Source organism: Streptomyces sp. LX-29 (assembly GCF_029541745.1).
Classification (GTDB): domain Bacteria; phylum Actinomycetota; class Actinomycetes; order Streptomycetales; family Streptomycetaceae; genus Streptomyces.
This window is the reverse complement of record NZ_CP089746.1, coordinates 7,438,758-7,455,390: the sequence shown is the minus strand read 5'-3', so window position 1 is coordinate 7,455,390 and position 16,633 is coordinate 7,438,758. Positions and strand designations below refer to the sequence as shown.

Below are 16,633 nucleotides of genomic sequence, written 5' to 3'. Positions count from 1 at the left end.
GAGACGGTCGGATTCATCGGTTCGGATTCGTCGGTTCAGAGGTCCCCGAACTCATCGTCGATGAGTGCGAAGATCTCCTCGTCCGTGGCCGCGTCAATCCGGCCGTCGTCGTCCTCGTCCGTTGCGCGCACGGTGCCGCGCCACTTCGTCAGCATGTCGTTCAACTTGGCGACGACCTTCGTACGATCCTCGTCCGACTCCATGGACGACAGCGCCGCCTCGACCTTGTTCAGCTCCGTCAGCGCGGAGTCGGCCGAGGCCGGATCATTCGCCTGACCGTCGTGGTCGGCGGGAACGATCGCGGCACGCAGGTGCGCGGCGAGCGCGGCCGGCGTGGGGTAGTCGAAGAGCAGAGTCGCCGGGAAGGTGAGTCCGGTCATTCGCTGCAGCCCGTTGCGGAGTTCGACCGCGGTGAGCGAGTCGAATCCCAGGTCCAGGAAGCCGCGTTCGGGATCCACGGTCCGCGCCGAGGCATGTCCCAGGACGGTCGCGGCGTGGTTGCGGACCACGTCCAGCAGGACGCGCTCCCGCCCGCTCTCGGACAGACCGGAGAGGCGGTGGGCCAGGTCCGTGCCCGCGGACCCGGAAGCGGAGACCGCATCCTCGTCCGACGCCGCGCGCAGTGCCTCGCGCGCCTCGGGCAGTTCGCCCAGCAGCGCGCTGGGGCGGGTGGCGGTGAAGGACTGGGCGAAGCGCTGCCAGTCCAGGTCGGCGACCGTGACCGCGGTGTCGTCATGGTCGAGCGCCTGCCGCAGCGCCGACAGCGCCGGCTCCGGTGCCATCGGCACGACACCGCTGCGACGCAGCCGCTCCTCCACGACCTGGGCGTCGGCGGCCATGCCGCTGTCCGCCCAGGCACCCCAGGCGATGGAGGTGGCCGTGAGGCCGTTCTGCCGCCGGTGCTGGGCGAGCGCGTCCAGGAACGCGTTGGCCGCCGCGTAGTTGCCCTGCCCCGGGCTGCCGGCGGTGCTCGCCAGCGAGGAGAACAGCACGAAGGCCGACAGGTCCATGTCCCGCGTCAGCTCATGGAGATGCCACGCGGCGTCGGCCTTGGGCCGTAGCACGGCGTCGATACGCTCTTCGGTGAGCCCGTCCACGACGCCGTCGTCCAGGATCCCCGCGGTGTGGACCACCGCGGTCAGCGGATACTCGGCCGGCACGGCCGCCAGCACTCCGGCGAGCGCCTGCCGGTCGGCCACGTCGCACGCGGCCAGGGTCACGGACACCCCGAGCCCGGACAGCTCCTCGCGCAGCGCTTCAGCACCCGGCGCCTGGGCGCCGCGCCGGCTGACCAGCACCAGATGTTCCGCTCCCGCGGCGACCAGCCAGCGTGCCACATGCGCGCCCAAGGCGCCCGTGCCGCCGGTCACCAGCACCGAACCACGCGGCGACCAGCTTCGGCCGGCCGACCCGCCGCCGAGGCGGGCCCGCACCAGCCGGCGCACGTACACGCCGGACGAACGGATGGCGAGCTGGTCCTCCTGGCCGCCGTCGGCCAGCACGCGGCACAAGCGGTCCAGGGTCCGCTCATCCGCGGCCTGCGGGAGGTCGATCAGCCCGCCCCAGCGGTCCGGGTGCTCCAGCGCGACCACCCGGCCCAGGCCCCAGACCTGAGCCTGGGTGAGATGGGTGAGCTGATCGGCCGGCCCGGTGGACACCGCGCCCCGCGTGAGCAGCCAGAGCGGCGCCCGCACACCGGCGTCACCGAGTGACTGTGCCAGCAGCGCCGTGTCGACGGCGCTCGTGGGCAGCGCGACCACCCCGGAGATCACCGGGTACTCCGCCACGACCTCCTTCATCCGCTGAGCCAGCGCCGCCCGGTCACCCGCCGCGTCCGTCAGGTCGATGCGCACGACCTCGACGCCGCGCGCCGCCAGGGCGTCAGCGATCCGGCCGCCGTCCTCACCTGCTCCAGGGGCCATCACCAGCCATGCGCCGGAGAGCGGCGACACGGTCGGCTCGGCCGCGGGAAGCCAGTCCACGCGGTAGCGCCAGTCCCGGATGGCCGAGCGCTCACGTCCCTCCCGTCGCCACCGGGACAACAACGGCAGCATCGCATCGAGCGGCTCGTCTTCGCCGACCTCCAGCACATCGGCAAGCGCACTGACGTCCTCGCGCTCAACCGCCTCCCAGAAGGCGGAGTCCGCTGTATCAGCCGTCTGCCGGTCGGTCTCTTCCGGCACGATCCAGTACCGCTCACGCTCGAAGGCGTAGGTGGGCAGGTCGACCCGGCGGGCGCCGGTACCGGCGAAGACCGCCTCCCAGTCGGCAGCGACACCATGCACATACAGCTGCCCAACGGCCGCCAGCAGCGTCTGCTCCTCGGAACGGTCACGACGCAGGACCGGGACGAGCACGGCCTCGCTGTCCTCGGCCAGGCAGTCCCGGGCCATCGCGGAGAGCGTCCCGTCCGGGCCCAGCTCCAGGAACCGGGTCACACCCTGCGCCTCCAGCGCACGGATCCCATCGGCGAACCGCACAGCCTCCCGCACATGCCGCACCCAGTACTCCGCCGAGCACAGCTCCTCAACCGACGCGATCTCACCCGTCACATTGGAGACCACCGGGATGCGAGGAGCCGCAAACGACAACCCCTTCGCGACCCCCGCGAAGTCCTCCAGCATGCCGTCCATGTGCGACGAGTGGAACGCGTGACTGACCCGCAACCGCTTGGTCTTCACCCCACGCGCCGCGAAGTCCTCACCGATACGCGCCACAGCGTCAGCGTCACCCGAGATCACCACGGAAGCGGGACCGTTGACCGCCGCCACCGACACACCAGCGGCGCCATCGAGGGCCGACCGGACATCAGCCTCCGGGGCCGCGATGGACACCATCGCACCACCCTGCGGCAGAGCCTGCATCAAACGGGCACGAGCAGCCACCAAGGTCGCCGCATCCGCCAACGAGAGCACACCCGCCACATGCGCCGCAGACAGCTCACCAATGGAGTGCCCGGCCACGAAGTCGGGGCGGACCCCCCACGACTCCACCAGCCGGAACAGGGCCACCTCAACCGCGAACAGCGCAGGCTGGGTGAACCCCGTCTGGTCCAGCACCTCGGCCTCAGACGCGAAGATCACCTCACGCAGCGGCTGTCCGAGGAACCGGTCCAGCTCCGCGCAGACCGCGTCGAAAGCCTCCGCGAACACCGGGAACCGCTCATACAGTTCCCGACCCATGCCGAGCCGCTGCGCACCCTGACCCGTGAACAACACGGCGAGCTTCCCGCCACCGACCACGCCCTGAACCACACCAGGCGCCACGTCACCAGCAGCCAACGCCTCCAGAGCCGCACGGAACTCCGCACGATCCGAAGCCACCACCGCCGCACGGTGCTCCAACGCGGACCGCGACACCGCCAGCGAATACCCGACATCCGCCAGGCTCACATCAGACCGGGACTCCACAAAAGCAGCCAAACGCCCCGCCTGCCCCCGCAGCGCCTCCGCACTCCGCGCGGACACCACCCACGGCACCACACCATCGATGACGCGGACGTCCTCCTCGGACGCCTCCTGCTCGACGGCGGAAGCACTTTCCAGGATGACGTGGGCGTTGGTGCCACTGACGCCGAAGGAGGACACGCCGGCCCGGCGGGGCTGGCCAGTCTCCGGCCAGGCGATCTGCTCGGTCAGCAGCTCGACAGCGCCCGCCGACCAGTCCACATGCGGCGTCGGCTCGTCGACGTGCAGGGTCTGCGGCAGCACCCCATTCCGCATCGCCATCACCATCTTGATGATCCCGGCGACACCAGCCGCCGCCTGGGTGTGGCCGATGTTCGACTTCACCGAACCCAGCCACAACGGACGGTCGTCGGAACGACCCTGCCCGTAGGTCGCGAGCAACGCCTGCGCCTCGATCGGGTCACCCAGCGCCGTACCCGTGCCGTGCGCCTCGACCGCGTCCACCTGATCGGCGGACAGCCGGGCGCTGGCCAGGGCCTGCTGGATCACCCGCTGCTGCGACGGACCGTTCGGCGCCGTCAGACCATTCGAGGCACCGTCCTGGTTCACCGCCGAACCACGAATGACCGCCAGCACCGGGTGACCGTTCCGCTCGGCGTCGGACAGCCGCTCCACAAGCAGCATGCCCACGCCTTCGGACCAGCCGGTGCCGTCCGCGGCACCCGCGAACGCCTTGCAGCGACCATCCGCGGCCAGACCGCGCTGACGGCTGAACTCGACGAACGCCGCCGGCGTCGCCATCACCGTCACACCACCCGCGAGCGCCATCGAGCACTCGCCCTGGCGCAGCGACTGCGCCGCCCAGTGCAGGGCGACCAGCGCGGACGAGCAGGCGGTGTCGACGGTGACCGCCGGGCCCTCCAGGCCCAGCGTGTACGCGACCCTGCCCGACACCACGCTGGCGGCGTTGCCGATACCCCGATAGCCCTCGGTGCTCTCCGGGGCGCTCATCGCGACCGTGGCGTAGTCCTGGCCGTTGGTGCCGGCGAAGACGCCGATGCGGCTGCCCCGTACGGACTGTGGGTCGATACCGGCGCGCTCCAGCGCCTCCCACGAGGTCTCCAGCAGCAGCCGCTGCTGCGGATCCATCGCCACGGCCTCACGCGGCGAGATCCCGAAGAACCCGGCGTCGAAGTCCGCCGCCTGGTGCAGGAATCCGCCCTCACGGACGTAGCTCTTGCCAGGTCGGTCCGGGTCCGGGTCGAAGAGGCCGTCGACGTCCCAGCCACGGTCCGTGGGGAATCCGGAGATCCCGTTGCCGCCCGTGGCCAGGAGGTGCCACAGCTCCTCGGGGGAGCTGACTCCGCCGGGGAAGCGGCAGCTCATGCCCACGATCGCGATCGGCTCGTCGGACACGGCCCCGGCGGGCGCGTCGAGCGGCGCGGCACCCGCGGGGTCCGCGTCCGGGCCGACGAGCAGGTCGGCCAGGTGCTGGACCAGGGCCTGCGGGGTCGGGTAGTCGAAGGCAAGGGTGGCCGGAAGTGTCAGACCGGTGCTCCGCTGCAGGCGGGTGCGGAGTTCCACCGCGGTGAGCGAGTCGAACCCGAGGTCCCGGAAGGCGCGGGTCGCCTGCACCGCGTCCGCTGTGGCGTGCCCGAGGGCGGCGGCCGCCTGCCCGCGGACGAGGCCCATCAGCTCGGAATCGCGTTCCGCGGCGGAGAGTCCCGCCAGCCGCTGCCGGAGGGTGGTGAGCGGGTCCGACGCGTCGTCGTTCGCCGCAGATGCCGCCAACGCCTCCTGGGCCTCGGGGAGTTCGCCGAGCAGCGAGCCGGGGCGGGTGGTGGTGGCGAGCGTGGTGGTGAAGACGTCCCAGTTCAGGTCGGCGACAGCGATCGCCGTCTCGTCGTGGTCGAGCGCCTGCCGCAGGGCGGTCAAGGCGAGCTCGGGGGCCATCGCGGAGACACCGTTGCGCGACAGCCGCTCCTCGACCGCCCGTCCGTCGGCGGCCATGCCGCCGTCCGCCCAGGCGCCCCAGGCGATGGAGGTGGCCGTGAGGCCGTTCTGCCGCCGGTGCTGGGCCAGCGCGTCCAGGAACGCGTTGGCCGCCGCGTAGTTGCCCTGCCCGGCGCTGCCCGCGACGCCGGAGAACGAGGAGAACAGCACGAACGCCGACAGGTTCAGCTCGTGGGTGAGTTCATGCAGGTGGAGGGCTGCCTCGGCCTTCGGCCGTAGCACCGCCTCGATCCGCTCCCCGGTGAGCGCGTCAAGGATTCCGTCGTCCAGCACACCGGCCGTGTGCACCACCGCGGTCAGCGGGTATTCGGCCGGAACGGCCGCCAGCACCCCGGCGAGCGCGTCGCGGTCGGCGACGTCGCAGGCCACGACGGTCACCTGTGCGCCCAGGTCCGTCAGCTCGTCCCGCAGCGCCCGAGCGCCCGGAGCGTCCGAGCCGCGCCGACTCAGCAGCAGCAGATGCTCTGCGCCCGCACCGGCCAGCCAGCGCGCCACATGCGCGCCCAGGGCGCCCGTGCCACCGGTCACCAGGACCGTGCCGCTCGGCGCCCAGGGGCGGGACGCGGTGCCGGTGTTACGTGCCCTCACCAGCCGACGGGCGTGGACGCCCGAGGCGCGGACGGCAAGCTGGTCTTCCCCGCTGCTCGCCGTGAGCGCCCCGCACAACTGGTCGAGGGTACGTTCGTCGGCCGCCTGCGGCAGGTCGATCAGTCCGCCCCAGCGGTCGGGGTGCTCCAGCGCGATCACCTGGCCCAGCCCCCAGAGCTGAGCCGCAGCGGGGCGGGTGAGCCGATCGGCGGGACCGGTGGTCACGGCACCCGCGGTGAGCAGCCACAACGGGGCCTGAACACGGGCGTCGCCCAGAGCCTGCGTCAGCAGCACCGTTGCCGCGGTGGCCGCCGGAAGCGCGAAGTGGGTCGCCTCGGCCTCAACCTCGACGCCCAGCCCCAGCAGCGACAGCACGCCGGTGACCGGCTGCGCGTCCGTGATGCCTCGCAACTGATCGGCGAGAACGCCACGATCGGCGGACTCATCGACCCGTACCGGCACGATGTGAGCCCCGCGGGACTCCAGCCCCGTCACCCACGGGTCGCCGGCCTCGCCGGAGGGCAGTACGGCCAGCCAGGTACCGGAGAGCGTCGAGGCACCGGTGCCGGTGAGCGGGGTCCAACTGACGCGGTAACGCCACTCGTCCACAGCGGACAGGTCACGATGCTGCCGCCGCCAGGAAGACAGCGCGGGCAGCACGCTGCTGAGCGGGGCCTCATCGTCCACCTTGAGCGCGGAGGCCAGCGCGGTGAGGTCCTCGCGCTCCACGACCTCCCAGAAGGCGGAGTCCGCCGCGTCGGCGGACTGCCGGTCGGTCTCTTCCGGCACGATCCAGTACCGCTCACGCTCGAAGGCGTAGGTGGGCAGGTCGACCCGGCGGGCGCCGGTACCAGCGAAGACCGCCTCCCAGTCGGCAGCGACACCATGCACATACAGCTGCCCGAGGGCCGCCAGCAGCGTCTGCTCCTCGGAACGGTCACGACGCAGAGCCGGGACGAGCACGGCCTCGCTGTCCTCGGTCAGACAGTCGCGGGCCATCGCGGAGAGGGTCCCGTCCGGGCCCAGTTCCAGGAACCGGGTCACGCCCTGGGCCTCCAGTGCACGGATCCCATCGGCGAAACGCACAGCGTCGCGTACATGCCGCACCCAGTACTCCGCCGAGCACAGCTCCTCAACCGACGCGATCTCACCCGTCACATTGGAGACCACCGGGATGCGAGGAGCCGCAAACGACAACCCCATCGCAACCCCCGCGAACTCCTCCAACATCCCGTCCATGTGCGACGAGTGGAACGCGTGACTGACCCGCAACCGCTTGGTCTTCACCCCACGCGCGGCAAAGCCCTCACCGATACGCACCACAGCGTCAGCGTCACCCGAGATCACCACGGAAGCGGGACCGTTGACCGCAGCCACCGACACACCAGCGGCGCCATCGAGGGCCGACCGGACATCAGCCTCCGGGGCCGCGATGGACACCATCGCACCACCCTGCGGCAGAGCCTGCATCAGACGGGCACGAGCAGCCACCAGGGTCGCCGCATCCGCCAACGAGAGCACACCCGCCACATGCGCCGCAGACAGCTCACCAATGGAGTGCCCGGCCACGAAGTCGGGGCGGACCCCCCACGACTCCACCAGCCGGAACAGGGCCACCTCAACCGCGAACAGCGCGGGCTGGGTGAAACCGGTCTGGTCCAGCACATCGGCCTCAGACGCGAAGATCACCTCACGCAGCGGCCGCTCCACATGAACGTCCAGCTCCGCACAGACCGCATCGAAAGCCTCCCCGAACACCGGGAACCGCTCATACAGTTCCCGACCCATGCCGAGCCGCTGCGCACCCTGACCCGTGAACAACACGGCCAGCTTGCCGCCGGACACCACGCCCTGGACCGTACCCGCCGGGGCCTCACCGGCAGCCAACGCCTCCAGAGCCGCAAGGAACTCCGCACGATCCGAAGCCACCACCGCCGCACGGTGCTCCAACGCGGACCGCGACACCGCCAGCGAATACCCGACATCCACCGGCGACATGTCATCCGCACGCTCGATGAGTGCGGTCAACCGCCCGGCCTGGGCGCGCAGTGCGGTCCCGGTGCGTGCCGACAGCACCCAGGGCACCACACCGTCGATGACGGGGACGTCCTCCTGGGGCGCCTCCGGCTCGACGGCCGGGGCGCTCTCCAGGATGACGTGGGCATTGGTGCCGCTGATTCCGAAGGAGGACACGCCGGCCCGGCGGGGCTGGCCGGTCTCCGGCCAGGCGATCTGCTCGGTCAGCAGCTCGACAGCGCCCGCCGACCAGTCCACATGCGGCGATGGCTCGTCGACGTGGATGGTCTGCGGCAGCACACCGTGCCGCATCGCCATCACCATCTTGATGACGCCCGCCACACCGGCGGCCGACTGGGTGTGGCCGATGTTCGACTTCACCGAACCCAGCCACAGCGGACGGTCGTCGGAACGACCCTGGCCATACGTCGCCAGCAGCGCCTGCGCCTCGATCGGGTCACCCAGCGCCGTGCCGGTGCCGTGCGCCTCGACCGCGTCGACCTGCGCGGGGGACAGTCGGGCGTTGGAGAGCGCCTGGTGGATCACCCGCTGCTGCGACGGACCGTTCGGCGCCGTCAGACCATTGGACGCACCATCCTGGTTCACCGCCGAACCGCGGACCACGGCCAGCACCTGGTGGCCGTTCCGCTGGGCGTCGGACAGCCGCTCCAGCACCAGCATGCCGGCGCCTTCGGCCAGGCCCATTCCGTCCGCGGCGCCGGAGAAGGCCTTGCAGCGGCCGTCGGCGGCGAGGGCGCGCTGGCGGCTGAATCCGGCGAACGGCTCCAGGGTGGGCATGACCACCACGCCACCGGCGAGTGCCACCGTGCACTCGCCCCGGTGCAGGGCCTGCACCGCCCAGTGGAGGGCGACCAGCGAGGACGAGCAGGCGGTGTCGACCGTGACCGCCGGACCCTCCAGGCCCAGGGTGTAGGACACCCGGCCGGAGAGCACGCTGGCGGCGGTGCCGGTGACGAGGTGCGCCTCCGCGCCCTCCGGTGCGTGCTTCGGGTCGCCGCCGTAGCGCTGCGCGGCCGCGCCGACGAAGACTCCGCCCTGGGTTCCGCGCAGGCTCAGCGGGTCGACGCCCGCACGCTCCAGCGCTTCCCAGGAGGTTTCGAGGAGCAGTCGCTGCTGCGGGTCCATGGCCAGCGCCTCGCGCGGCGAGATCCCGAAGAACCCGGCGTCGAAGTCCGCCGCCTGGTGCAGGAATCCGCCCTCACGGACGTAGCTCTTGCCGGGTCGGTCCGGGTCCGGGTCGAAGAATCCGTCCAGCTCCCAGCCGCGATCTCCGGGGAAGGCCGAGATCGCGTCTCCACCGGCGGCCAGCAGCTGCCACAGTTCCTCGGGCGAGTTGACGCCGCCCGGGTAGCGGCAGCTCATGCCCACGATCGCGATGGGTTCGTCGTCCACCGTCGCGGCCGGCACGGGGGCCGGTGCGGCGCCCGCGCGGTCCGCTTCCGAGCCGAGGAGCGTGTCGGCGAGGTACCGGACCAGCGCCTGCGGGGTCGGGTGGTCGAAGATCATGGTCGCCGGGAGCCGGACGCCGATCGCCGTCTGCAGCCGGTTGCGCAGCTCGACCGCGGTGAGCGAGTCGAAGCCGAGGTCACGGAAGGCGCGGTCGGTCGTCACGGCGCCGGCGGACGCGTGGCCGAGCACAGCGGCGGCGTGGGTGCTGACCAGCTCGGCGAGGGCCGAGTCGCGTTCGGCCTCGGACAGTGCCGCGAGCTGCCGCACCAGCGCGCTGCCCTCGGCCTCTGCGTCACCCGTGCCGGTGCCTGCTCCGGCGGTCACGGCCAGGTCGGCGCGGTCCGCGGATTCCACGGCCGCGCGCGCCTCGGGCACTCCGTCGAGCAGCGGGCGCGGGCGCGCCATCGTGAAGGCCGGGACGAAGCGCTCCCAGTCGACGTCGGCCACGGCGATGAAGGTCTCGTCGTGGTCGAGGACCTGCTGCAGCGCGGTGAAGGCCAGCTCCGGCTCGATGAACGGCAGGCCCTGCCGGCGCAGTGCTTCGGGGAGGACCTCGGCACGGTCGGCGCCGCTGTCCCAGATGCCCCATGCCACCGATGTCGCCGTCAGGCCCCGCGAACGGCGGCGCTCGGCCAGCGCGTCCAGATAGGCGTTGGCGGCGGCGTAGGCGGCGTGGTTGCCGCTGCCCCAGACTCCCGAGATCGAGGAGAAGAGCACGAAGGCGTCGACCTCGGACCCGAAGATCTCGTCCAGGTACTCCGCGCCTCGGGCCTTGGCCTCGACCACGGCGGCGAAGTCGGCGACGTTCGTCTCGGCGAGTGCGGCCAGCTCGGTGTAGGCCGCCGCATGGATCACGGCGCGTACCGGGGTGCCCTCGTCGGCAAGCCGCTCGGCCAGTGTGGCCACGGCGTTCCGGTCGGTCATGTCGCAGGCGACGATGCTGAACCGGATGCCGAGCGCGACGAGTTCGTCGGCCAGCTCGGTGGCGCCCGCGGCCTCGGGGCCTCGTCGGCTGGTCAGGACCAGATGCTCGGCGCCACTGCGGGCCAGCCAGCGTGCGATGTGCGGCCCCAGCCCGCCGGTCGCGCCGGTGACCAGGACCGTTCCGCGCGGTTCCCAGGTGCGGGAGCCGGGGGTGTCGGCGAGGGGCGCGCGGACGAGCCGGCGCACATGGACGCCGGACGGACGGATGGCGAGCTGGTCCTCGTCCTCGGCGGCGGTCAGCACGCCGCACAGCCGGTCCAGGACCCGCTCGTCAGCGGCCTGCGGAAGGTCGATCAGGCCGCCCCAGCGGTCCGGGTGCTCCAGGGAGATCACCCGGCCGAGGCCCCAGACCTGGGCCTGCTGCGCGTCGGTGAGCTCGTCGGCGCGGCCGGTGGCGACCGCGCCCTCGGTCAGCAGCCACAGCGGGGCGTCCACCCCGGCGTCTCCGAGGGCCTGCGCCAGGACCACGGTGGCCGCCGTGCCGCCGGGCAGGCCGGCATGGAGCGGATGGGCGCCGTCCTCCAGGGCCGCCAGCGACAGCACGCCCGCGACCGGGCCGGCGGCGCAGGCATCCCGCAACTGGTCGGCCAGCGAGGCGCGGTCCGGTGCCGCGTCCAGCTGGACGCGCACCAGGCGGCTGCCGCGCTCCTCCAGCGCCGCGACCCACTGCTCACCGCCGCCGCTCGACGGCAGCACCGCGATCCAGGTGCCCGACAGCGAACGCGCCTGCGCACCCGGCATCGGCCGCCAGTCGATCCGGTATCGCCACTGCTCCACGGTCGACGCGTCCCGCTGCTGACGGCGCCACGACGAGAGCGCCGGCAGCACCGCACTGAAAGGGTCCTCGTCCCCGACCCGCAGGGCCGAGGCCAGCGACGCCAGATCCTCGCGCTCGACCGCGTCCCAGAAGGTGGTCTCGGCGGCACTGGTGGCCTGGCCGTTGGTGGGCTGCTGATCGGTTTCGGGAGCGTCGAGCCAGTAGCGCTGGCGTTGGAAGGGATACGTCGGCAGATCCACCCGACGCGCCCCCACACCCGCGAACACCGACGCCCAATCCACCTCGACGCCCTGCGTATACGCCTCCGCCAGCGACGTGAACAGCCGCTGCCGCCCACCCTCACCACGACGCAACGTACCGACCGTCACCACCGCACGATCCGCGGCATCCGCGGTCTCCTGCACACCCATCAACAACACAGGATGCGCACTGGCCTCGATGAACGCACCATGACCCTCATCCAGCAGGGTCGCGGTGGCGTTGGCGAACTCCACCGTCTGCCGCAGATTCCGGTACCAGTACGCGGCATCCAGACCCGAAGTGTCGATCCGGGCACCGGTCACGGAAGAGTAGAACGGAACACGAGCGTTGCGGGGCTGGATCGGAGCCAGGACCTCCAGCAGACGGCCCTCGATCTCCTCCACCTGCGCCGAATGCGAGGCGTAATCCACCGGCACCATCCGCGCCCGGACACCCTCAGCCTCCCACCCAGCCTGAAGCTCCAACAACACCACACGCTCACCGGAAACAACCACCGAGCCAGGACCGTTGACCGCGGCCACCGACACCGCGTCCCCGAACCCACCGATCCGCTCAGCAACCCGCTCCACCGGCAACGCGACGGACAACATGCCACCATCACCACTGAGATCCAGCAGCAACCGGCTCCGCAACGCCACAACCCGAGCAGCGTCCTCCAGAGTCAACGCACCCGCCACAGCCGCGGCCGCGATCTCACCCTGCGAATGACCCACCACCGCGGCAGGCTCCACACCATGCGACTCCCACACCGCGGCCAGCGACACCATCACCGCCCACAACACCGGCTGGACCACATCCACCCGCTCCAGCCACACCCCCGACTCATCCCGCACCACATCAAGCAGCGACCAGTCCGTGAGCGGCTCAAGCGCATCAGCGCACTCCGCCATCCGCGCAGCGAACACCGGCGAAGCCTCCAACAGCTCCACCGCCATCCCCAACCACTGTGAACCCTGACCCGGGAACACGAACACCACACCGCCGGACGCGTTCGCCTGACCGCGAAGGACTCCGGCGGTGGCGTCGCCTGCGACCACAGCGGTCAGAGCAGCCGTGAACTCCTCCCGGCCCGAGGCCACGATGGCGGCACGGTGCTCCAGGGAGGCGCGGGTGGTCGCCAGCGAGTAGCCGATGTCCGTCGGCGATGCGTCTGTCGCGCTCTCCACCAGCTGGATGAGGCGCTCCGCTGCCGCCCGCAGGGCCTCCGGGCCGCGGGCGGAGAGCACCCACGGGACCACGGCGGCATCGGTGTCACCGGTGAGGTCGGTCGCGTCCTCGGGCTGTTCGGGAGCCGGGGCGGCTTCGAGGATGACGTGGGCGTTGGTGCCGCTGACCCCGAAGGCTGACACGCCCGCCCGGCGGGGCTCGTCGGTCTCGGGCCAGGCCACCTGCTCGGTGAGCAGCTGGACGGATCCGGCGGACCAGGCGACGTGCGGCGTGGGCTCGTCGACGTGCAGGGTCTGCGGCAGCACACCGTGCCGCATCGCCATCACCATCTTGATGATCCCGGCGACACCAGCCGCCGCCTGCGTGTGACCCAGGTTCGACTTCACCGAACCCAGCCACAACGGACGGTCGTCAGCGCGGTTCTGGCCGTATGTCGCGAGCAGCGCCTGGGCCTCGATCGGGTCACCCAGCGTGGTGCCCGTGCCGTGCGCCTCGACCGCGTCCACCTGCTGGGTGGAGAGGCCGGCGTTGGAGAGTGCCTGGCGGATCACCCGCTGCTGGGACGGGCCGTTCGGCGCCGTCAGGCCGTTCGAGGCACCGTCCTGGTTGATGGCGCTGCCCCGGACGACGGCCAGCACGGGGTGGCCGTTCCGCTGGGCGTCGGACAGCCGCTCGATGAGCAGCATGCCCGCACCCTCGGCCCAGCCGGTGCCGTCCGCCGCACCGGCGAACGCCTTGCAGCGGCCGTCCCCCGCCAGACCGCGCTGGCGGCTGAACTCGACGAACACGTCCGGCGTCGACAGCACGGTCACACCACCGACCAGCGCCATCGAGCACTCACCCTGACGCAGCGACTGCGCCGCCAGGTGCAGGGCCACCAGCGACGACGAACACGCTGTGTCCACCGTCACCGCCGGACCCTCAAGCCCCAGCGTGTAGGCCACCCGACCGGTGGCCACACTGCCCGCGTTGCCGGTTTCCAGGTATCCCTCGACGCCCTCGGGAAGGGCGTTCAGGCGGCTGGCGTAGTCGTGGTACATGACGCCCGCGAAGACGCCGGTACGGCTGCCGCGCACCGACAGCGGATCGATACCCGCGCGCTCGAACGCCTCCCAGGACGTTTCCAGGAGCAGCCGCTGCTGCGGGTCCATCGCCAGCGCCTCGCGCGGCGAGATCCCGAAGAACCCGGCGTCGAAGTCCGCAGCGTCGTAGAGGAATCCGCCCTCGCGGGCGTAGCTGGTGCCCGGGTGGTCGGGGTCCGGGTGGTAGAGCCCGTCGAGGTCCCAGCCACGGTCGGTGGGGAAGGCGGAGATGGCGTCGCTGCCGCCTGACACCAGGCGCCACAGTTCCTCGGGGGAGGCGATGCCGCCCGGGTAGCGGCAGCCGATGCCCACGATGGCGATCGGGTCGTCGGCGGCGGCGAGCGGGCCGCTCGGGCTCGGGCCGACGAGGGCGTCCTGGCTCTCCAGCAGTTCCGCCTGCAGGTAGCGGACCACGGCCTGCGGCGTGGGGTGGTCGAAGACGAGGGTGGCCGGCAGACGCAGCCCGGTGGCGGCCGCCAGGCGGTTGCGCAGCTCCACCCCGGTCAGCGAGGTGAAGCCCTGCTCCCGGAAGCTCCGGCGGGGCTCGAAGGTGGCCTGGCCCAGGTCGCCGTGGACAGCCGTCGCCTGCTCGCGGACCAGCTCGTGCAGGGTGCGTGTCCGTTCGGCATCGGACATGCCGGCGAGTCGGTCGCGCAGCGCGGACAGGACGGCGTCGCCGTCCCCGTGCTGCGGGTCGGCGTGGCGGACGGGCCGCATCCGGGGGGCATAGGCGGTGCCGGCGCGTATCGCGAGCTGCGGTTCTCGCCAGGTGGTGGCGGTGGTGATGAGTGCCCGTGACGCTTCGTCATCGTCGAGGTCGAGCAGGGTCAGCCGGTCGGGGTGCGCCTCCTGGACGGTGCGCAGGAGGCTCACCAGGTCGGCCTCGGCCGGGTCGGGTCCGTCCTCGCCGGGAGCGGCGGAGACTGCCCCCTGGGTGACGATGACCAGGTGGGAGGAGGCGAGTCGCGGGTCGGCGAGCCATCCGCGGAGCCGGTCCAGCGACTCGTCGCCGGTCGTGCGGGCCTGCGGGGTGTCGGTCGCGGGGGCGTCCGCCGGAGCGATGTGCCGGTGCGGGATGGCGACGAAGCCGGGGGTGGGCGTGCCGGAGTCGATGGCGGCGCCGAGCGCGGCGAGGTCCGGGTACGTCTGAGCGTCCGGCACGAGCGCGTCCGGGCCGATCTGTGCCCAGCCGGTGGTCGCGTGCGCGGCGTCGTCGGCGGCGCCGGTGGCGGCCGTCCCGTCGGCGGAACCGGTCACCTCGGTCCAGTCGAGCCGGAAGAGTGACTCGTGGGAGGTGTCGCCGAGCGCGAGGAGCTGGGCGGGCCGTTCGGCCAGGAGATGACGGATGATCTTGCCGGAGCCGGTCCGCGGGATCGCGTCGACCTCGTACAGCTCCGCGGGCAGCTTGTAGTTCGCCAGTCGTTCCCGGCAGACCGCGAGGACCTGCTCGCGGTCGAACGCGCCGGGCTCGTCCAGGATCAGGTAGGCGATCGGGACTTCGCCCAGGGTGTCGTGGGGCTTGCCGGTCACCGCCGCGTCAGCGATGCCGGGGGCGGCGCGCAGCGCTTCCTCGACCTCGGCGGGGTGGATGTTCTCGCCGCCGCGGATGATGAGTTCCTTGATGCGGCCGCTGATGGTGAAGTAGTCGTCGTCGTCGCGCCGTGCGAGGTCTCCGGTGCGGTACCAGCCGTCGTGCAGTGCCGTGGCGGTGGCCTCGGGCTGGTTGTGGTAACCGGCCATCAGGCTCGGTCCGCTGACCCACACCTCGCCCTCCGCGCCGGCCGGCACGTCCTGGCCGGTCTCCGGGTCGACCAGACGCACTCCGAGGCCGGGCACCGGCTGCCCACAGGAGCCGGTGACCCGCTTCCCACCGGGCGGGTTGATGGTGATCAGGCCGCAGGTCTCGGTGCTGCCGTAGGCGTCCAGCAGGGGCAGGCCGAAGGTGTCCTCGAAGGAGCGGGCCAGTGAGGGCGCGGTCACCGCTCCGGCCACCATGCAGGCGCGCAGCTCGGTGGTGTCCAGGGGCTCCTGGTCGGCGGCGAGCACCATGTGGTGGTACATGGTCGGCACACCCACCAGCAGGGTGAACGATTCGGCTCGCATCAGCCTCAGGACGTCCTCGGCCACGAAGCCGCCCATGATCCGGGCGGTGGCTCCGGTCGCGGTGACGCCGATGACGCAGAGGATGTGGGCGAGGCTGTGGAAGAGGGGCAGCGGCCAGAGCACCCGGTCCCGTTCCGAGAGGCCCAGCACCGGGGCGTAGCAGGCGGCGACCGACCACAGGCAACTGCGCTGGGTGGACAGCACGCCCTTCGGCCGCCCGGTCGTCCCGGAGGTGTAGAGCATCCAGGCGACCTCGTCGAGTCCGAGGTCGTCCCGGGCCGGCTGGGCCGGCTCGGAGGCGGCCATCGCCTCGAAGGAGGCGTGCCCGGCCGCCGGGTCGTCCTCGCCGACGACCACGACTCGCACCCGTTCGCGTCCGTCGGCCAGGATGCGGGTGACCTGTTCCAGGTGGGCGGTGTCGGCGATGACGACGCGGGCGCCGCTGTCGTCGAGTACGTGGGCGACTTCGCCGTCGGCCGACTGGGGGTTGACCGGCACGCCGACGCAGGCCGCCCGGGTGACGGCGAGATAGCTCTCGATCACCTCCACGCTGTTGTTGAGGAGGATCACCGCGCGGTCGCCGCGCCGCAGACCCAGCCCGGCCAGGTGTCCCCCGAGGCGAGCGGTACGCCGCTCCAGCTCCCGGTAGCTCACGCTGCGCCGCTCGTCAGCGAAAGCGATCTGGTCGCCTCGCTGTTCGGCGTGGGCACGCAGCAGTTCGGGCAACGGCTGGATCAGCTCTGCACGCACCTTGGATTCCTTTT

1 protein-coding gene is annotated in these 16,633 nt (G+C 71.9%); it reads right to left on the bottom strand.

Annotated features, from left to right (window positions below):
* Positions 1 to 35: 35 nt before the first annotated feature.
* Positions 36 to 16,619: a type I polyketide synthase gene (locus LRS74_RS30920; RefSeq protein ID WP_277744099.1), complete on the bottom strand. Its 16,584-nt coding sequence runs from the start codon at positions 16,617 to 16,619 to the stop codon at positions 36 to 38.
* Between the last annotated feature and the right edge of the window lie 14 nt (positions 16,620 to 16,633).